At 35.6% G+C, this 22795-nt stretch carries 7 protein-coding genes; all 7 read right to left on the bottom strand.

Translation table 11 applies throughout. The features are described from left to right. Positions 1 to 9 precede the first annotated feature (9 nt). Positions 10 to 420 carry a 6-carboxytetrahydropterin synthase gene (locus H0I23_RS01970; RefSeq protein ID WP_216784802.1) on the bottom strand — a complete coding sequence of 137 codons (411 nt, stop codon included), beginning with the start codon at positions 418 to 420 and terminating at the stop codon, positions 10 to 12. Continuing rightward, a complete protein-coding gene (gene idi / locus H0I23_RS01965; protein WP_216784801.1) occupies positions 417 to 950 on the bottom strand; it encodes an isopentenyl-diphosphate Delta-isomerase in 534 nt (177 codons plus the stop codon). The genes H0I23_RS01970 and idi overlap by 4 nt, the downstream gene beginning before the upstream one ends. 144 nt (positions 951 to 1094) lie before the next feature. Then, positions 1095 to 2048, bottom strand: coding sequence for a type IX secretion system membrane protein PorP/SprF (locus H0I23_RS01960; protein ID WP_216784800.1), 954 nt, complete (start codon positions 2046 to 2048; stop codon positions 1095 to 1097). An 18-nt stretch (positions 2049 to 2066) separates the two neighbouring features. After that, a complete protein-coding gene (locus H0I23_RS01955; protein WP_216784799.1) occupies positions 2067 to 4085 on the bottom strand; it encodes a gliding motility-associated C-terminal domain-containing protein in 2019 nt (672 codons plus the stop codon). Positions 4086 to 4113: 28 nt separating this feature from the next. After that, positions 4114 to 11469 carry a hypothetical protein gene (locus H0I23_RS01950; protein ID WP_216784798.1) on the bottom strand — a complete coding sequence of 2452 codons (7356 nt, stop codon included), beginning with the start codon at positions 11467 to 11469 and terminating at the stop codon, positions 4114 to 4116. Between the two features lie 344 nt (positions 11470 to 11813). After that, positions 11814 to 17855, bottom strand: a complete 6042-nt coding sequence (locus tag H0I23_RS01945) for an FG-GAP-like repeat-containing protein (RefSeq protein ID WP_216784797.1) — start codon at positions 17853 to 17855, stop codon at positions 11814 to 11816. Positions 17856 to 18096: 241 nt separating this feature from the next. Beyond that, a complete protein-coding gene (locus H0I23_RS01940) occupies positions 18097 to 22599 on the bottom strand; it encodes an S-layer family protein (RefSeq protein WP_216784796.1) in 4503 nt (1500 codons plus the stop codon). Positions 22600 to 22795 lie beyond the last annotated feature (196 nt).

Genomic DNA, 22795 nt, shown 5'->3' with positions numbered 1-22795 from the left:
TTATTTAGTTTATGATCCTGTATAGGTTACAAAATTTCTTGGTGTTTCGAATAAAACAACCTCTATTTCATTTTCTACCGCTATATGTGGGCGAAGTTTTTTCCAAATAACTACAGCTATATTTTCTGCTGTAGGGTTTAAATTTTTAAACTCTGGCACTTCTACGTTTAAGTTTTTGTGATCTAGTTCGTTTTCAACTTCTGATTTAATAAGGTCTTTCAAAATTTTCATATCCATAACAAAACCTGTTTCTGGATCTATTTCTCCCTTAACACTCACAATTAATTCGTAGTTATGGCCATGGTAGTTTGGGTTGTTACACAAACCAAAAACAGCATCATTTTTCTCAAAACTCCAATCTGCTCTGTACAATCTATGTGCAGCATTAAAATGTGCTTTTCGACTTACTTTTACTTTCATTTTTTGAAGTTATTTGTAGTGATATGGCTATAGAATTTTTCGAAGATAATTTTAAACCAAGCAGTGTAGTCTTCAGGAGATTTTGCAATATCCAATCTTACATCTTCAGGTTTCATCCATTTCCAGTCAGCAACTTCTTCTGGGTTTATTGATGGGAAATCTGTAAAGTTACCAATCATCACATGATCTAATTCATGTTCTGTTAAACCATTATCAAACGGAGCTTTGTATATAAAAGAAAAAAGCTCTTCTAGTTCTGTTACAAAACCCATTTCTTCTTGTAATCTTCTTTTACCTGCTGAAATATTCGATTCACCTAAACGTTGGTGACTACAACACGTATTTGTCCATAATAATGGTGAGTGGTATTTATGTGCTGCTCTTTGTTGCAACATTGTTTCTCCTTTATCATTCATAACAAAAACAGAAAATGCACGATGCAATTTTGCTTTTTCGTGAGCTTCCATTTTTGGCATTGTTCCGATTTCTTTGTCAGATTCGTCAACAAGGATTACGCGTTCTTCTTTCAAATTATTTTCTTTATTTCTTAGCAATTATGATTTAAAAACCACATTTACAAAAATAACACCTTTACATCAATTTTAGAATGATATTATGTGTAGAAATTAAAAAAAGAACCTGTTTTGTTATTAAAAATGAAGTGAAATAAGAAATTAAAAGAACCTTGGAGATCTAAGGCTTCCTTTTGTTTTTATAAAGTCGTATCTAAAAACAACCTCAAAAGAACCATCGTTAAAACTAGTATTACCTAAGTCGGTAGTTTCTTTATCATAAGCCATGCCTATCATAAGTTCGTTTGAGAAGTTAAAACCTATCATCCCACTTAATGCCGCATCCCATCTGTAAGCAGCTCCAACAATAAACTTATCGTTTAACATAAAATTTGCTGATAAATCTACCTGTAAAGGAGCACCCTTTACAATCTTACTTAATAATGTTGGTTTAAATTTTAAAAAATGATTCAATTCCCAAACGTAACCTGTTATTAAATAAAAGTTCATTTGTTCTTTTGCTGTAGATAAAGAAGATTCATCAAAATGTGATGTTTCTAATAAACGTGGAACAGATAAGCCTGCATAGAATTTTTCGGTATGATAATAAACACCTGCACCAACATTTGGTGAAAATCTATTGTCTATATTTTGTTCTAAAGATTGATCTGTTGCATATTGGTTTAATTCAGAAAATTTAATATCTAATAAATTAACACTCCCTTTTAATCCGAAACTCAATTTTCCTTCCTCTGATGTTTTTACGGTATATGAAAAATCTACATCAAAGTTAGTTTCAGAAGTAGGCCCTATTTTATCATTTACGATTGAAACACCTAAACCTACACCTTTGTAACCTATAGGCGAGTGTACATTAAATGTTTGCGTTGTTGGAGCACCATCTAATCCTACCCATTGAGACCTATGTAATAACCCCACACTCATATGCCCTCTAGAGCCTGCATAACCTGGATTAACGCTGATTGTATTATACATGTATTGTGTATACTGTGCATCTTGCTGAGCTTCAACATTTGTAGTTTTTAACATTCCTAAAAAACATAGCAATGCAAAAATCCAGTTAAAAGAGGTTATATGTTTATTTGGGGTTTTCATGTTTCTTTTTTATATATCTTATCTATTTATGTATAAATATCCTGAAAGAGTTTTTCTTGGGTTTGTATCGTTTTCATACTCAAAAATATAGAAATAAGTACCTACTGGTAACATACTATCTCTTGCAATAGTTACCCTTCCATTAGACATTCCATCAAAAACATTACCCTGTGTATTATATGAATTAGTCACGTAAACTAAAATTCCCCATCTGTTGTATATTTTGATTGTGTTTGTTGGGAAATTTTCTAATCCAGAAATTCTTAAAACATCATGTACGCCATCTCCATTAGGTGTTATAACATTGAATATTTCTATTTCATCACCTCCAGTAACTACCAAATCAATATCTAAATAATCTGGTATACCATTGCCATCTGAATCGTCATTCGAATAATCACCATCTAAATTAACATCTTCATCAATAGTTTCTATACCATCGTCATCATCATCAGTATCTCTATAATCTGATTCTTGATCTCCATCAGTATCAGGAAGATTGTTAAGCGGATCATCTATTTCATCATTAACATCAATATCAATTACTGTATTCCCTTCAAAACCTTCATCTAATCCGTCATTATCCTTATCTGAACCTATAAAAACTACATCAGGAATACCGTCTTTGTTATAATCGTGTGCTTCTATATAATCTGGCACATTATCATTATCACTATCGTCATCTAAATAATCAGGTAAATCTTCTCCATCTGTATTTACAGGAATAATACCCAAGTTTCCATTTTGCTCATAAGCATCATCTAAACCATTATTATTTAAATCTTCTAAACTAGGTGCTATATAACCTAATGTTGTCTGAGATTCTACATTATCTGGTATACCATCATCATCACTATCAATATCTAAGTAATCAGGAATTGTATCACCATCTGAATCTGTAGGGTTTGTTGATGGGTCATTATCTCCATCTGTATTTAAATCTTCCCAAGCATCTAAAATACCATCATCATCACTATCTAAATCGGTGGCATCTGTAACAATTACGGTTACTTGTGATGTGCTACAGTTCCCTATAGTATCACAAACTGTGTATTCAAAAAAGTCAGTTCCTGAGAAATCATCATTTGGAGTATATGTTATTATATCATCTGATGGGTTATCAGGAGTACCATTATCATCTATAACAACTCTACCATTAACTGGTGCAGTTGTTGTAAAGCTACCAGTTGTAGGTAAATCATTATCGTTAGCCTGCCAATTATCAATTACTATTATTTCATTTTCTTCTATAGTTACAATATCATCATTGGTATCAACAATTGGTAAAACATCAATAGTTACATTTGCTGTACTACAGTCTCCAAAAGAGTTACAAATTGTATATGTAAAAGAATCTGGACCGTTGTAATCTGGATTTGGTGTATAGGTAACAATATCATCTGAAGGGTTATTTGGTGTACCATTATCATCTATCAATACAGAACCGTTAGTTGGTACTGTAGCTGTTATTGTCCCTAATACTGGTAATTCACTATCGTTATCAAAAACAGAAATATCAACAGATAAATCTTCATCGACTGTAGCCATATCATCAATTAAGATACTCGCCTGACTCATACATACTACTGTAAAACTTGGTAGCTTTTTACTATTACCCGCTTTAACTAAAGTCGCTAAATATCGTATTACATCTTTTGTTGCTGTAATTTGTGGCGCTACTTGATCGCCTGTTAACGGAGGAGACCAACTTATATTTGCTCCAGTAGGAACATTTGCTGTAACATCTAATGTTACCTCGTTGTTTGGAGATTCACAATCTGTAAGTATAAAATAACTTGTGGCATTTTTACCGCAAATTGTTCCATCATAGGTTGCAAAATATACACCTGGTTGATTTACTTCATAGAAAAAATCGGTACCTAATACGGTACCTGTATCTGAAGCATTATACCATTTGTAATTATTCTCGTCTGTAGTATTAGGTGCCTGCAATAAAAACTGCGCACTTATTAAATTAGACCAAAAAAAGCCTATTAATACAGCAAATAAAATTTTATATGTCGTGTTTGATTTCAAACTATTCTTTTCTTTTTATTCGCTTAAATTATTTTACAACAAAAACTACATTTATTAATGAATTGTAATCTGTTGGTTGATCTTGAACTTGATACGTTAAATTACCATTTGCATCAATTGACATTCCTGATACAGCTGTACCATTACCAAAAACTGCTGGATCTGCATAGGTTACATAATAATATAATTCTGTTCTTGTATAAGTTGGTAAAGCATTAGGCGCTCCTGCACTACCTACTGTAGGTGAACCATATTGTGCTATATATTCTTGATACAAATCAATTGTAAATGTTCCGTTAGTTGATACATCAACTGCAATTGATGGTGGATAGAAAATTCTAGCCGCCTTAGAAGTAATTGGTGCGATAGCCTGAATCACTTCTTCAACTGTAGTTTCGTTTGTAGGTGAAGCTTCGCCACCTTCATCAACATCAATTGGTGTTCTTAGTAAAACTTCATCATCATATTGGTCATCCGTACCTAATGAAGACAATGGTACATTTCTAGAACCGCCACCATCTGTCAATCTTAAGTTATTACCAACAACAGCAAAAGCTGTATTGTATTCATTTGTTGGATCAAAATCCGCATCATTAACATTAATTATCACACTATTACCACCCGAGATACTTACTGTTCCTGGAGCTGTACCTGCTGTTAATGTCTGATCATCCGATGCAGGATCTCCTGCATCACCCTTATCTCCTTTTTGACCATCTTGACCATTTTGACCTGCTGGACCTTGTTGTCCATCCTGACCATCTTGCCCTGCCGGACCTTGTTGCCCTTGAACTCCTGCTGGACCAGTTTCTCCTTGAATACCTTGGATTCCCTGATCTCCTTGATCTCCTTTTTCTCCTTGAGCACCAGTTTCTCCTTGAATACCTTGGATTCCCTGGTCACCTTGATCTCCTTGAGCACCAGTCTCTCCTTGAATACCTTGGATTCCCTGATCTCCTTGATCTCCTTTTTCTCCTTGAGCACCAGTCTCTCCTTGGATACCTTGGATTCCCTGATCACCTGTATCCCCTTTTTCTCCTTGAGCACCAGTCTCTCCTTGAATACCTTGGATTCCCTGGTCACCTTGATCTCCTTTTAATCCTTGAGCGCCAGTTTCCCCTTGAATACCTTGAATACCTTGGATTCCCTGGTCACCTTGATCTCCTTTTTCTCCCTGAGCACCAGTCTCTCCTTGAATACCTTGGATTCCCTGATCACCTTGATCTCCTTTTTCTCCCTGAACACCAGTTTCTCCTTGAATACCTTGGATTCCCTGGTCACCTTGATCTCCTTTAGCACCAGTCTCTCCTTGGATACCTTGGATTCCCTGATCTCCAGTATCTCCTTTTAATCCTTGAGCCCCAGTTTCCCCTTGAACACCTTGGATTCCCTGATCACCAGTATCTCCTTTTTCTCCTTGAATACCTTGGTCTCCTGTATCTCCTTTTAATCCTTGAGCACCAGTTTCTCCTTGAATACCTTGGATTCCCTGGTCACCTTGATCTCCTTTTTCTCCCTGAGCACCAGTTTCTCCTTGAATACCTTGGATTCCCTGATCACCTTGATCTCCTTTTTCTCCCTGAGCACCAGTTTCTCCTTGAATACCTTGGATTCCCTGATCACCTTGATCTCCTTTTTCTCCCTGAACACCAGTTTCTCCTTGAATACCTTGGATTCCCTGGTCACCTTGATCTCCTTTAGCACCAGTCTCTCCTTGGATACCTTGGATTCCCTGATCTCCAGTATCTCCTTTTTCTCCCTGAGCACCAGTTTCTCCTTGAATACCTTGTGGTCCTGAATCAGCGTTTACCCAGTTGTATATACCTGAACCGTCTGTAGATAATACCTGACCATTACTTCCTCCTGTAGGTAATTCTATTTCGTTTGTAGGATCCGAATCTTCATCACGAATATCTACCAATACATTTGAACCGTTTTCGATAGCAACTTCAACACTTTCATTAGTTACACCTAAACTTCCTAAACTTAAATTTTGATCATCAGTACTTGCCGCTGCTAACTCTGCTAATGCACCTTCTACCTCTGTAGAAGTAAAGTTATTTGCTGCATCTGTAATTGTAACCTCTGTAGCTGTTTGATCATCGGTACTTAAACCTGCTCCATCTACTAAAATCCAATCACTACCATTCCATTGCATAATCTGGCCATCTAATGTTCCATCTGCAACATTCTCTAGTTGTACTGCATTATCTGCTAACTCTGCATTTGTTATACCATCTGATGCCACATCTAATGTATAAGGGCTAACTGTTGTTCCGTTTCCTGAGCGAACTAATGTTCCATCTGTTCCGTCTACAATTTCATTTCCAATTACACCATCATTTTCTGTAACTGTAACAGATCCTAAATCGACTAATGTCCATTCTGATCCATCCCATTGAATAACTTGACCTGTTGATGTTCCGTTTGCTATGTTTTCTAACTCAACCGCATCATTTGCAATTTCTGCATTTGTAATACCGTCTGCTGCAACATCTAAAGTATAAGGATCTGCATTTGTTCCTGAACCTGAACGCACCAAAGTAGCGTCTGTGCCATTTACAACTTCATTTCCTATTATAGCATCTGCATCTTCAACATTTATTGTTATATCATTTCCATCTTCAATTGAAATATTACCTGCAGTACCATCTGTATCAAGAGTTTGATCATCGGTACTTGCAGCTGCTAATTCTGCTAATGCTCCTTCTACCTCTGTAGATGTAAAGTTATTTGCTGCATCTGCAATTGTAACCTCTGTAGCTGTTTGATCATCTGTCCCTGAATTATTTAATGAACTTAAATCGGCTGTTGCTGTTCCTCCATTCTCTAAAGCGATTGTTAATTCATTTGTTCCTGAATTAAAAATTGTATTTGGATCATCTAATTGTTGATCATCCGTACTTGAAGCTGCTAATTCTGCTAATGCTCCTTCTACCTCTGTAGACGTAAAGTTATTTGCTGCATCTGCAATTGTAACTTCTGTAGCTGTTTGATCATCTGTCCCTGAATTATTTAATGAACTTAAATCTGCTGTTGCAGTTCCTCCATTCTCTAAAGCGATTGTTAATTCATTTGTTCCTGAATTAAAAACTGTATTTGGATCATCTAATTGTTGATCATCCGTGCTTGAAGCTGCTAATTCTGCTAATGCTCCTTCTACCTCTGTAGATGTAAAGTTATTTGCTGCATCTGCAATTCCAACTTCTGTAGCTGTTTGATCATCTGTCCCTGAATTATTTAATGAACTTAAATCGGCTGTTGCTGTTCCTCCATTCTCTAAAGCGATTGTTAATTCATTTGTTCCTGAATTAAAAACTGTATTTGGATCATCCAATTGTTGATCATCCGTACTTGAAGCTGCTAATTCTGCTAATGCTCCTTCTACCTCTGTAGATGTAAAGTTATTTGCTGCATCTGCAATTGCAACTTCTGTAGCTGTTTGATCATCTGTCCCTGAATTATTTAATGAACTTAAATCGGCTGTTGCTGTTCCTCCATTCTCTAAAGCGATTGTTAATTCATTTGTTCCTGAATTAAAAACTGTATTTGGATCATCCAATTGTTGATCATCCGTACTTGAAGCTGCTAATTCTGCTAATGCTCCTTCTACCTCTGTAGATGTAAAGTTATTTGCTGCATCTGTAATAGCAACTTCTGTAGCTGTTTGATCGTCTGTGTTTAAACTTGATCCATCAACTAAAACCCAGTCACTACCATTCCATTGCATTATCTCTCCAGCTAATGTTCCATCTGCTATGTTTTCTAAATCTACTGCATTATCAGCTAATTCTGCATTTGTTATACCATCTGATGCCACATCTAATGTATAAGGGCTAACTGTTGTTCCGTTTCCTGAGCGAACTAATGTTCCATCTGTTCCGTCTACAATTTCATTTCCAATTACACCATCATTTTCTGTAACTGTAACAGATCCTAAATCAACTAAAGTCCATTCTGATCCATCCCACTGAATAACCTGCCCTGTAGATGTTCCGTTTGCTATATTTTCTAACTGAACAGCATCATCAGCAATCTCTGCATTTGTAATACCATCTGCTGATACATCTAAGGTATAAGGATCTACATTTGTACCCGATCCTGAGCGTACCAGAGTAGCGTCTGTTCCATTGACAACTTCATTTCCTATGATAGCATCTGCATCATCTACATTTATTGTAATCGCATTACCATCTTCAATTGAAATATTTCCTGAAGTACCGTCTGTATCAAGAGTTTGATCATCTGAGCTTCCTACTGCTAATTCTGCTAATGCACCTTCTACTTCTGTTGATGTAAAATTGTTTGCTGCATCTGTAATAGCAACCTCCGTAGCTGTTTGATCATCCGTTCCTGAATTATTCAATGAACTTAAATCGGCTGTTGCAGTTCCACCATTTTCTAAAGCAATTGTTAATTCATTCGTTCCTGAATCAAAAACTGTATTTGGATCATCTAATTGTTGATCATCTGAGCTTCCTGCTGCTAATTCTGCTAATGCTCCTTCTACTTCTGTTGATGTAAAATTGTTTGCTGCATCTGTAATAGCAACCTCCGTAGCTGTTTGATCATCCGTTCCTGAATTATTCAATGAACTTAAATCGGCTGTTGCAGTTCCACCATTTTCTAAAGCAATTGTTAATTCATTCGTTCCTGAATCAAAAACTGTATTTGGATCATCTAATTGTTGGTCATCCGTACTTGCCGCTGCTAATTCTGCTAATGCTCCTTCTACTTCTGTAGATGTAAAATTGTTTGCTGCATCTGTAATAGCAACCTCCGTAGCTGTTTGATCGTCTGTTCCTGAATTATTTAATGAGCTTAAATCTGCTGTTGCAGTTCCACCATTTTCTAAAGCAATTGTTAATTCATTTGTACCTGAATTAAAAACTGTATTTGGATCATCTAATTGTTGATCATCTGTACTTGAAGCTGCTAATTCTGCTAATGCACCTTCTACTTCTGTTGACGTAAAGTTATTTGCTGCATCTGCAATTGTAACCTCTGTTGCTGTTTGATCATCTGTATTATCTAAAAATGGAGTTAAATTTACTGTTCCTCCATTCTCTAAAGTCAATATGTTTCCTGTTTCTAAACTTAATGATTGATCATCTGTACTTCCTGTCGCAAGAGCCTCTATTGCCTCTTGTACATTTACTGCCCCTAATGATGAGCTTGTATCATCATATATAACCTCTGATGCATCTTGATCATCTGTTCCATCAAAAGATGTTGCTGTATTATTTTCTGAAGTATATGTGTAGGTTACATTATCTGAGGTAGATAATGTTGTCACGATGTCTGCAGTTGGTGTAGCACTACCGCCTACTTGTTGCCAAGAACCATCATAAACATATAATTGACCAGAATCTACATCTACATAAGTTGTTCCGTTTTCAGGAGCACCTGTTGGAACACCAGAACCTGTTACGGTTAATTCATTTGTAGGGTCAGAATCATTATCTCTGATATCTATTGTTGTATTTCCTCCATCAACTAAATCCACTCTTACAGTCTCATTCGGATTTAAAACAACACTACTTATAGCTTGTGAATCTGTATTTACATAAGGACTTAAATCTACTACTCCTGAAGATTCTCCGTTTACAGTACTTACTAACTCATTACTTCCATTTAAAGTTAATTCGTTACTATTTATAATATTTACTCCTGCTCCTGTTACTCCATCTACTGTTGTCGATATTGTATTTACCGTGCTAGTATTTAAAACCGTTGTTGCTGGAACTAAGGTAGATTTATCAACCCACTCTACTACTCCTGTAGCATCTGTAACTAATACTTGATCGTTTCCTTCTGAAAGTATGTTTTCTGTTTGAACTGCATTGTCCGCTAACTTTGCATTTGTAACAGCATCCGCAGCTAACTTAGCTGTAACTATAGATAAATCCTCTACCTTAAATGGGTCTGAAGCCGTACCTAAACCTGTTATTGTTGTTTGATCTGCTATTGCAGCAAATGTAGATTTGTCAACCCACTCTACTACTCCTGTAGCATCTGTAACTAATACTTGATCGTTTCCTTCTGAAAGTATGTTTTCTGTTTGAACTGCATTGTCCGCTAACTTTGCATTCGTAACCGCATCCGCAGCTAACTTAGCTGTAACTATAGATAAATCTTCTACCTTAAATGGGTCTGAAGCCGTACCTAAACCTGTTATTGTTGTTTGATCTGCTATTGCAGCAAATGTAGATTTATCAACCCATTCTACTACTCCTGTAGCATCTGTAACTAATACTTGATCGTTTCCTTCTGAAAGTATGTTTTCTGTTTGAACTGCATTGTCCGCTAACTTTGCATTCGTAACCGCATCCGCAGCTAACTTAGCTGTAACTATAGATAAATCTTCTACCTTAAATGGGTCTGAAGCCGTACCTAAACCTGTTATTGTTGTTTGATCTGCTATTGCAGCAAATGTAGATTTATCAACCCATTCTACTACTCCTGTAGCATCTGTAACTAATACTTGATCGTTTCCTTCTGAAAAGATGTTTTCTGTTTGAACTGCATTGTCCGCTAACTTTGCATTTGTAACAGCATCCGCAGCTAACTTATCAGTAACTAAAGATAAATCCTCTACCTTAAATGGGTCTGAAGCCGTACCTAAACCTGTTATTGTTGTTTGATCTGCTATTGCAGCAAATGTAGATTTATCAACCCATTCTACTACTCCTGTAGCATCTGTAACTAATACTTGATCGTTTCCTTCTGAAAGTATGTTTTCTGTTTGAACTGCATTGTCCGCTAACTTTGCATTCGTAACCGCATCCGCAGCTAACTTAGCTGTAACTATAGATAAATTCTCTACCTTAAATGGGTCTGAAGCCGTACCTAAACCTGTTATTGTTGTTTGATCTGCTATTGCAGCAAATGTAGATTTATCAACCCACTCTACTACTCCTGTAGCATCTGTAACTAATACTTGATCAATACCACCTGAAACAATATCTACTTCAACATCACCTAATAGTGCATTTGAATCTCCTGATATAGTAATTGTATTATTTGGCGATGTTATATTACCATCTCCTTGTAAAGTAGAAATATCTACACTGGTTGTCCCTCCATTTTCCAACTGTAAAGTTAATTGGTTTGTTGCTGCATCAAAACTAAAGTCTTGAATTTGCTGACTATCTGTAGAAGTTAATTCCCAGGTATCACCATCCCAAAAATAAATTGTTCCTGTATCTGTATTAACATAAACATCACCTATATCGGCTCCTGCTGGAGTTGTCATACCTGGTGCTGTAACGTCTGTGCCACTAAGTACTTCACAGTTACATTGATCTTCTAAAGTGACTGTAGTTTGCGAAAATGCAACAGTAGTCATTAATAAAACTATTAGTAGATGAATTTTTTTAATCATGATTATGGGTTAATTTTTTTAATTGTAAGACTTCTTTTTAATGAACTATAGGTACTTACACTTTACAAAATTAACATTACATTAAGTCAGGTAAAATAAATGTTGTGAATAGAGAAAATAGTAGTGTATATAGAGGAATTATTGAGGTCTCAAGCTAAAACCTTACATACTTTCATCGATACAATCAACTACAACAAGGGTTTAACTGTATTAAAAGACCGTTGAAAAGAATTTAAAAAATAATACGATTTGACAATCTCAGCTAATTATTTGAATTGAAAAAAGGAATTAAATGATAAATCATTTAATTCCTTTTTTTTAAATATTTTTATTAATTATGTAATCTAATTTTTCTTAACTCTGTATGTAATTCTTCGATTTGTAATTACCGTTTTAACTTTAACTGTTAAAAGTGCCGAAGATGATATAGTTGCACCACAAGATGAGCCTGCTGTTGATGCTACTACTCTATAACGATATCCGTTTTGTATAACCTCAGCAGAGTTTACTGTTAAAGAAAGTGTCTGTGTACCTATATACTTTGAACTTTCTACTATGGTATTAAATGTTGCTCCGCCATCTACACTCTCTTCCCATTGATATGTATCCGAATTTGTTGCTGTAGCTGTAAAAACTGCATTATCACCGACAAAAACAACTTGATCTGCTCCCATATTCACAACCGAAGAAGGCTCTTCTGTTAATATTATGGCTGTTCTGGTAGAACTAGTACACCCTGCAAATGTTGTACTTCTTGCTTCCGCATAATAAGTTCCCGCAGCAGAAGGAGTAAATGAGGTATTACCCGTTAATAAAGCTGTACCACCTGAAGCATTTTCATACCAATCTACTGTTTGCCCTGCATTTACAGACGCTGTTAAAGTTGCTGGCGTATCAGTATCACAATATAATTTATCTCCACCGCTAACAGGCGCATTAACTGTAGGACAAGCACAATCCGGTGCCGTTACAGGTAAATTACTACTACAATTCCCTTGTGTTGCCGTAACTACAACATCAGTACCATCAGGCACTTCCGATATCTCCCAAACATTTCTAGAAATATTTGTTACCGTTCCCGCAGTAGCTGTTACAGCACCCGCGCTTACAGTAACTTCTAAAGTATATGTTGTAGGTTGGAATAATGCAAAATTACAACTTGGTGAACCGGAAACTGTAATACTTGGTGTTGGCTCTACAGTTATCCTAACTACATCTGAATCTGTACAGCCGTTACCATCTGTTACGGTAACAGTGTAATCAACATTTACATTACCACTTGTATTTCCAGATGGGGAAACTGTAATCGTTGGTGTTGTTTCGCCTGTGCTCCATTGATAGGTATATCCAGAACCACTTCCTCCCGAAGCTGTAGCTGTAAGCGTCGCAGACTCGCCATCACATATGGTTTGGTCCGTGCCTGCATTTACCAATGGCACTTCTATGCTTAATACCACCTCATCAGAAATTGTCTCTTCACATACAAAAGCCGAGTTTGAAGTAACCACCCTATAACTATTGCCGTCATCTGATAATGATAGATTATTTATACTCAAGGTTGATGTGTCCGTACCTGAATAGATACCTCCCTCAGTTAAATCTGTCCAAGTACCGCTATTTAATTGTTGCCATTGATACCCATCACTACCAGTAGCCATAATAGTAAAAGTAGTTGAACCACCCGGACAAGCATTTGCATCTGTAGGTTGTTGTGTTATTGTTGGAGCTGTTGCAACTTGTAAAAAATCATAATCGCCATTACTATCACCATCCGCTGGTGTATTGTAATTCGCTGCTATTACAGAACCGTCCGAATTAACTGCTGGTGTTCCCGAACCATACATGCCATTATTATCTGAATCTGCTGTAACATCGGCATAGGCTTCATCTGCGTCATTACAACCATCACTATCACTATCGTCATCTAAATGATTTGGGCTTCCATCTCCATCTAAATCATCTGTTCTACATGCTGTAAAATCAAAAGCTAAATCATCAAAAACTGAATAGTTCTCTGAAGCGTCATTTATCTTTCCGTACACAAAAATTCTAAAACTATATTCCGTAGAAGCTTCTAAATAAACAGACCCGCCATCTATATGTTGGAATCTTGCATATGCACTTCCATCATCTGTATGCAACACATCAGTAGAGAGTGTGTTCCAAACATTAGACCCAACTTTTGTAAATGCTGTAGCTGTACGATACGAATCTCCTTTATTTGGTAGATACCAACCTGATCTTATCTGTCTTAACTCGAAAGAAGAAAGCTCTGAGCCTGTTGTAAAAGAAACTTCTATATAATCTCCATTTGCTAAAGCTTCTTTTTTATTTTCAGCTGATAGAGGATTAATTCGTATGAGCGAACCATTAATATTAAAGATTGGAGTATTAAATATCATGGTTCCGGTACTATCTAATATCCAGTCTTTAACCTCTGGAGTATAGTTGGTATCCATTTCTAGACCTCCAGCAGGGTTATTTAATGTCCAACTAAATGTATTAGATACACTTTCTGTAGATTCATCACAATCGGAAATACCATCGTTATCATCATCTACATCACAAGCATCTGGAATTCCATCATTATCGCTATCTATACTATCATCTGAATACGGACATTTATCGTTTGCATTGTTCACTCCATCCCCATCATCATCGCATAATTCTGAAGTAACCGTATAATCAGCAGCACTACCTTTTCCTTGACCACCATTTACAACAGTTGAAACTCCATTTTCATCAACAGCTCCAGAAATGCTACCATTACCGTTTAAATCAGAAAAATCTAAATTATCAGCTCCCTCCAATGCATCAAAACAACCATCACCATCACTATCTAAATCATAAATATCAGGTATACCGTCACCATCAGAATCTGAACAACCCGTATCTAACATTACGTTATCAACGTACATTCTATCATGACCTGTTTGTGTAGCAACACCATCAAACTTTAATATTACTGTATTACCTGAAGGTGTAAATGAAATAGTACGTGTTTGCATATTCCTTGTCTCATTCCCATTTTGAGATCGACCTCCATTATTAGCTACTATTTGATTTGATGTTTCGGTAAATTGAACAGCACCATCAATTAACACATTTAAGGTTACAACTTTTCCATTACTATTGTCTGACCCTAAATCAAAAGTTATTGTATTTACAACACCAGCACTGACACTAATTTCTTGAAAAAAGCTAGCAGTTCCTGTACCATTCCAATCTGGGTAATATGCTCGATTAGCATCTTTATTCCACTGTTGACCATCGGCTGTCCAGCCTGTATTAAATATCCAGTCCGTGAAATTTCCATTTTCTACTAAAGACGATGATGTTGTACATTCATCTGAATCCAAAATTCCATCATTATCGTTATCTAAATCGCAACCATCTGGCACACCATCATTATCAATATCGATAGCATCATCAAATCCTTCACATTTATCATTCGCATTATTTACACCATCATTGTCGTCATCACAAAGACCTGAAGTAACAGAATCATCTACACTACTGCCTTTATCTTGCCCTCCACTTACCGCAATAGGTACACCATTTTCATCTACAGCGCCACTAATACTACCATCGCTATTAAGATCTGGAAAATTTAAATTATCGGTTCCTTCTAAAGCATCAAAACAACCATCATCGTCACTATCTAAATCTAAAGCATCTGGAGTACCATCACCATCACTATCTAAACATTGTGTAGTTGGTGCTATACTTACCAAATCTATTGCCGCTCCGTTCGATGTTCTATCAGGTGTCGCATAAAATTCTATTGTTGTGGTGGCAGTTGTAGCTATAAAATTGCGTTCGTAATAAAACCATTGCTTTGGTCCTCTTATACCATTTACCAACCCCTCTGCTGTATAGTTTAGCGTTTCATCAATAAGGTGGTTATTGCTTGCATCTAGAATATCGATATCTAATGTTACCGGTGCTCCAGCTTCATGCCCTATATCTTCTCCCCAATAAAAGGAAACGGTATATGTTGTACCAATTACTGTATTTACTTCTTGAGATAAGGTATTGTTCACTCCTCCTGTCACATCATTATTACCTGTAACATCTACATATTGCTTGCCATGATATGCAGGTGCATAAATGTCTGAAGTCCAAGAAGGACTTCCTAAGCCTACCCAACCATCTAAGTTAGTCGTATAATTCCATCCAGTTAACTGATTTGAATTATATGAAGCTCCTATAAATGTTCCCGATCCATCTGTAAATCCGTTTGGAAAAGTTGCCGGATCAGTGAAGTCTTGTATCTCAAAAGAAGGGTTGATGATTAAATTACCACAACCTTCATCAAAATCAAGAATTCCATCATTATCATTATCAAGATCGCATACATCATTTATTCCATCCCCATCAGTATCTATTCCAGATGGATCTGTACAACGTTCAATAATACGTACCGTAGCCGTATCACTTTTACCCAATGAAGGACAAAGTGAGTCTGTTGAATCTGTTATAGTATAGTCAAAAGATGTTGTACCAGGAAAAGGTGTTGCCCCACTATAAGTATAGGTTACAATACCGTTTTCAGCATTATCAATAACAACAGAACCAACAGATGGTTGTGTAACGTTTTCTATTGAAAAATTTTCCCCATCTGGTTCAGAATCGTTTGTAAACAAGTGAATTTGAACAGAAACTGAATTTCCATAAGCTATTCGTACCTCATCATCCTCTGCAATTGGAGCATTAGGATTTTCGATTAATTCTGCATCTGTTGTTGTTAAAGTATAATGGTTTGTACCTGCAATTGTGCTTGGTTGCGCTATTGCCGTTGCTATTAATCTTGAATACCCACTTGGCTCAGAAGCATCATAGAAATTAGGATAATGGACTTCTATAATATAGGTTTCATTTTCCCCTAAGGGCAAACCAAAATGAACTTCTTCCGGTTGCTGTGTACCATGCCCATATACTCCATTTACCTGTCTTAGTCCGCTAATAATATTACCTGAACAATCTTTAATTAAAACATTAGTACCGATAGCGACTCTTCCTAAAAACCCACCCGTAGAACCATTAGCACCTCTATCTTCGGTAACATCAATTAACAAGTGGTTATTACGGTTAGCTGCCGGTAAATTATTTATATAAAGTTGATTGCTATTATTATTAATACTTATGTAAATATCAAGATCTCCATCATCATCAATATCAACCATGGTGGTACCTTCACCATCTCTACCTGAGTTAAATTGTTGAGAATCCAAAGAGAAATTCATTGCTGACCCACTACCAATTACACCTGGTGCAGGGGTTGGACTGTTCAATTGATTTATATATAAATAACTTCTACTATTACCCACAAGGATAATATCTATGTCCCCATCATTATCAATATCTCCACCAGCCAAAGCATCTATGCGAGCACCAGAACTACCATTGTCTAAATTACCAGGTTGTGGCAACCCTGGAAAAGATGCTGCTCCTAAGGCTGTAAATACCCCTCCACCATCATTTCTGTGTATTTGTGTTTGACCGTTTTCTGTCCAGACCGCATCTAAATCACCATCGTTATCTAAATCCCATAATCCGTTAGCTCCTTTATTGTTATTTGATGCCTGACCTAAATCTGCGCCATTAGAAAAATTTCCTCCTTGATTTAAAAAGAAATCGTTTTCATCTCGCTTACGCATAAAAATATCTACCCAACCATCATCATTTACATCTGCAGCAGTACCATAATCACCATCTGTAGCAAATTGGTTTAGTCCAAACTCTGTAACACCACTACCGTTACCTGTAGTTATATGAGTAAACAATGCACTTGCAATAGGGTTGGTAACAGTATGGTTTGTATGATCTATAAAATTATTTCTTAAAAGCTCAATACCATTATCATGACTATCAAAAAAGATATCTAAATCTCCATCTCCTTCAAAATCAAAAAAACCAGCACCTTCAGTATTTACATTATTTATATTGATTGTAGCGCCTGTTCTACCTATAGTGATTGGTGCCGTTCCACCTGCTCCATCACCAAAAGTACCATCTGTATTTTGAATAAAAATTTGTATTGCTTTTCTGGCATTGTTATTACCCGAAGAATTAATCATGAAATCTGGTCTTCCATCATTATTAATATCTCCCCAAGCAGCCTGCCTCTCTGCCCAATCGCCCAGCATACCTGGAACTAATATAGGTTGTACATTGGTAAATGTATTATTACCATTGTTACGCATTAAAAAACTCTTTACACTGGCATTATTGTTATTCTCTAGAACAAGAACATCTAAATCTCCATCACCGTCAAAATCGGACCAAGAATGACCTCCATCTTTAGGTTCTCCTAAATCTAAACCATAGGAAGCAGCGTTTTCTGTAAAAGTAGTTTGGGAGTTTACGCTTTTTAAAAAAAGCATGAATACTATGACTGTAATTATATATAACCGCCTAGTTAAAAATAACTTATACTTCTTAATCATTGTAATCTTATCTATATCAATTTTATAAAGATATAAGTAGCGTTACACTATGTAGAATTAATGTTGTGTAAGTCCCAATAATTGACGGTTAAAGCCGATATATGCGAGGTTAATTAAATAAAAAAAACTTATTTACAAGCCTTATTTTAAGTAACGATGTTAATTAAAAATAAACAGTTTAATTCTCTTTAACTCTATATGTAATTTTCCTATTTGTAATAAGTGTGTAATTTTCAACAATACTAAAAGGAGAGAATTCAGAAGTTGAGTTCGATATTGTTGCTGTTGTAGTAACAAAAGTACCTACTACTACACCAGAAGGTAAAGGAATTTTAAATTGAAATTTATTTGTATTATCTATATTTCCATCAACATCTAAATATGAAGAAATTTTAGATGATAAATCCTCTGCAGAACCTTCTATAAATGTTGCTAAATATGTTTGACCCTCTCCGTAATCGGTTGACAACCCTAGTTGATTATCTCCCATATTAGCCGTACCACGATCTACATCTGTTAAAAATATTTCAATAACACTACCTGGTCTTACCCAGCCATTAACTACTAAATTAGAACCAGATACATAAGACCCAGATAGTATTGGAAAGTTTAATAAACCATTTGGCCCGTTATCTGAATCGTTCGATTCATTTAAAGTTACACCATCACCTATAATACTAGAGCTATCCAAATCAATACCCAATGCGTTTGATGCTGTACCATTTGCATAAATAGAGTTTTTAGATATTAAATTACCTGTTGTATTACCGCCTGTTAAAACAATACCTGAACCTCTATTACTTGCTATAACATTATTAATAATAGATGAATTACTACCTAATAACCTAACACCCATATTTTCAATATTACCAGAACAAGCACCTCCATTTTGACCTGAATTGATAATTGTATTTTCTGAAACAACAACATTACCCGATACTCCATCGTCATCAATCGCGAGTGAAGCTGCACTATCAATTAAATTGTGATTAATTATAATACCTGTACCGTTTGTTAATGTAATATTATCATCACAAGGGCTGTTTCCATTATTGGTAATATGATTATTTTCAATGGTTGTTGATGTGCCTCCATTAACTAAAATTCCTGCATCAATATTTGTCGCTATATAGTTTTCATTTATAGATGCAATACCTCCAGTAACTTCTACTCCATAACTTAAATTACCCGCATTTATTCCTGATGCATTCACACCTATTAAAGAGTTAGAAACAGTACCTGTTCCTCCAATGATTTTTATTGCTGAATTGTTATTTGCATAAACAGAAAGGTTGCGAATTGTTACACCATTACCTGTTGTCTGAAATACATCTCCATTATTGCTGTGAACTTGAATTTCTGGCTTGTCAAAATTAGGTAAAGCCACCGCCGAAGTACCTACTGCTGATCCTCCAGAGCCTACACTTCCTGAATTAGAGTCTCCTGAATACGCTGTTTGAGTTCTACCATCAATTATTGTATTTGTTCCTGTAATAACTGAAAGAGGATTACCGTCTGAAATTAAAAGATCAAAAATACCTCCTGTATAATTCGCATCAGCTACTCTACCGAATGCATCTCCTGTTGGTGGAATCATAAATATAGAAGTATCTTCTCCTGCCAATGGATCAAAAATGCTATTTGATTCGATATCTAAACCTGTTTCTCCTAAATTATTAGAATTTATTATAAATTGATTTAAAGAGCCACGGCCATTTTCATTGCTATTAACTATGGTATTAAAATTAAATCCGAAATTTATATTTGTTACACCATTACTAGCTACCGTTACTAAAGAAATTGTTTGAGCATCTCTAGCAATACCTAAAGCTGCATCTTGCAATGCACTAGGGTACGCCCCTCCAATTTCATTATTTATTTCAGTTACTGTATTTGCATCCCCAAATGTCCTATGAGTTTGAACAGCAATACACTCGGTACAATTAAGTCCATTATCTCTATTAGAACGCACTGTAGGATTTACCACTTTAATAAGGTAATCTCCATCTTCCATACCTGCAAAAGAATATTGCCCATTATTATCTGTAATCTTCCTTTCTATAAATTGTCCTTGACCCTTATCTTCAAATAACTCAACTGTTACTCCAGATAAAACTGTTCCACCTGAAATTATTTGATTCCTACCCTCACCTCCTGGGTAATTGATATCTTCAAATACAGTACCTGTTATTAAGTTAGAAGGTACTTTCATTACAACTGCCATATTAATAACATAATCTTGTCCAACATTTACTGTTGCAGTAACTTGAGAATCACCTGGTGAAATATAGTTTGATATATCGTATGTATCTAAATCTACCCCATATGTATCTAATTGATTGTATATTGGTGCAGTGGTATCATCGAAAATAGTTCCGTTATATGCATTATTACCCGTTTGACCACCGTCATCTGCTAGAGTAAATGTTTGGTTAGATTCATTTGTAATAGTTAATGCTTCAGGGTTTGCACCGCTAGAACCTAAAGTATCATCACCTTCCCAGGATAAAAAAGTTGCTTTAGCCCCTAATCCATCAATAGCAAAAAAAGAATCTAATGTAAATTGTGTTCCTGGTGAATTATTTTGTAATCCATCAAACCCTTGGTATAAGTTGATACTTACGGCAGGTAATGAGGGATCTTCATAATATACCATTAATGACCAGCCACCCAATACAGTTGCTGTACTACAATAATTATTAGAGGTATCTATTGTTAAGCCTGAAAAATCAAAATTATTATTATTAATATCCGGTATAGCACTTACTAAACTAGTAACGTCACTTACATAACCATAAAAACTTAAATTTATACTCTGACTAGCGGCAAAGGTAGTTTGATATACAAAACCAGCATTAATAGTCTGACCTTCAAAAGTTACTTGTTCATCACGAACATAACTAGAGTGTGCCCAATATAGATAAGCTGCTTTTATAGTTCCTGTATCGGGTATATTTGAAACTAATTGATTTGAAGAGCTTGTTTGTATAGCACATGAGTTAGAGTCATTACTTTGAGTACGTAAACTACCACCTGTAGTTGCATAATCATAATCACCATCAAACTGTCTAAAAAGTGTTAATGGTACATTTGCTAATATCTGAGAGTTGATCGTTCCTTTACCTGTATCGTCAATATTTACTGCAACATCTGGTGCGTTTGAGCCTGTAAATTCAATAAAAAAGTCTTCATCAAACTCAGGTATACCATCATCTGTTATAGGAACAGAAATAGTACGTTGATACCCTATTGCCCCTGTAAAAGTTAATGTACCTGAAGTAGCTGTATAATCGCTACCTGAAAGTGCTGTATTATTTACTGTTGTATAATCTACAGTAAATGGAGTATTAATAAATCCAAATAGAAAAACATTACGCCCATGGGCTGCTCTTGTAGATGTTACTGTAAATAAAATATTACCTCCATCCTCGTCAATTGACACATCATCGATAACCAATCTAGGTCCTTCAATATTACATTTTATATCTGCTTGAAAACCTGTTCCGTTTGCGTTATTATTCGAAGTAAATCTAAAAGTTAAACAACCCGAAGTACCTGGTGAAGCTGAAAGAGTACTTGGTAAATTATCATTATCATATTGACCAATAAGTGTTGCGCCAGTAGAGTTACCATCGTAAACATAAAGAAAATCACCTCCTGCATCTAAATCAAAACTCGTAAAATCTACCGAAACATAATCAAATCCAGCTTCAGGACATATTGTATGGGTTACATCTAAATTATTGCCGTAATTACCAAGACCTCCTGGATCTAAAAAAATCTTATCACATTCAGTTGTAGTGCTGCCATCATTCATGGTTATAGATTCATTATCTAATATAGAGCCTGTTCCTGTATCTGATATATTTACACTTAGACTTGAAGCGGAGGTCATTTGAATGATAAAGGTTTCCGTATTCTCCAAATTAGTATCATCAAGAATAGGTACTGTAAACGTTTCTGTATCTCCTACATTTCCATTAAAAGTCATAGTTCCTGAAATAGACGTGTAATCTCCTCCTGCTGTTGCAGAACCATTTACTGTTTGATAATTCACAGTAAAAGAACTACCTAACGAAGCCCCATTAGAAGTAGCTGTAAAAGTTGCACTACCATCATCTTCATCAACTGTTACATCGTTAATAGAGATTGTAGGACCATTATAAGCTGTAAACAAAACATTATCTATTCTAATTTGATCTCCATTACCCCAGTTGCCACTTGAAGTTGAAATATATATAGCTGGATTAGATGCTACTTCTGCTGCTGTTAAATTATAAGAAAGGCTTCCTGTAGTATTCGTATTTATATTGAAAACTTGATTAAAGGTTTGTGTGGTCGTATTATAAATGCTGACTGCAAGTGACTCCCCTCCTCTAGCTGTAGCATTATAATCTAAAGTCAAAGTAACTCCACTTGCCCCTGCTAAAGGAACAAATCGATAAATATTTGCTCCATCTAAATTATTAAAAGTTAATTGATTAGAATTAATTGAAATCTTTTCTCCATTTGGACTATTATTATCATTACGTTCAATCCAATTAGAACTGAAATTTTGCGACCCATTATTATTGGAATAACTAATGGACGAAAAATTATCTCTATATGTCTCCTGTCCAACTAATAAATTAATTGAAAAAAAGGTAATTAAGATAAATATAAGTCTACTAAAAAAATTCATGCAATATGGAATCGAGTATTTTGCTTAATAATAAACAAAATGATTACATACAAAATTATTGATAATGCAAGCTTTCAGCTAATATTTGTTGTGTACACAGTAAATTTTATAGTGTAGTAAGGCAGAATTAGTGTTAAGTTTTAGTTTCTTAAAAAAATAAGCGCTTTATCGATCAGCTACAGATAACAAAGCCTTT

The organism is Cellulophaga sp. HaHaR_3_176, assembly GCF_019021925.1.
In the GTDB taxonomy this organism is placed as follows: Bacteria; Bacteroidota; Bacteroidia; order Flavobacteriales; family Flavobacteriaceae; genus Cellulophaga.
Note: the sequence above shows the minus strand (reverse complement) of the source record. Positions and strands in the feature narration are given on the sequence as shown.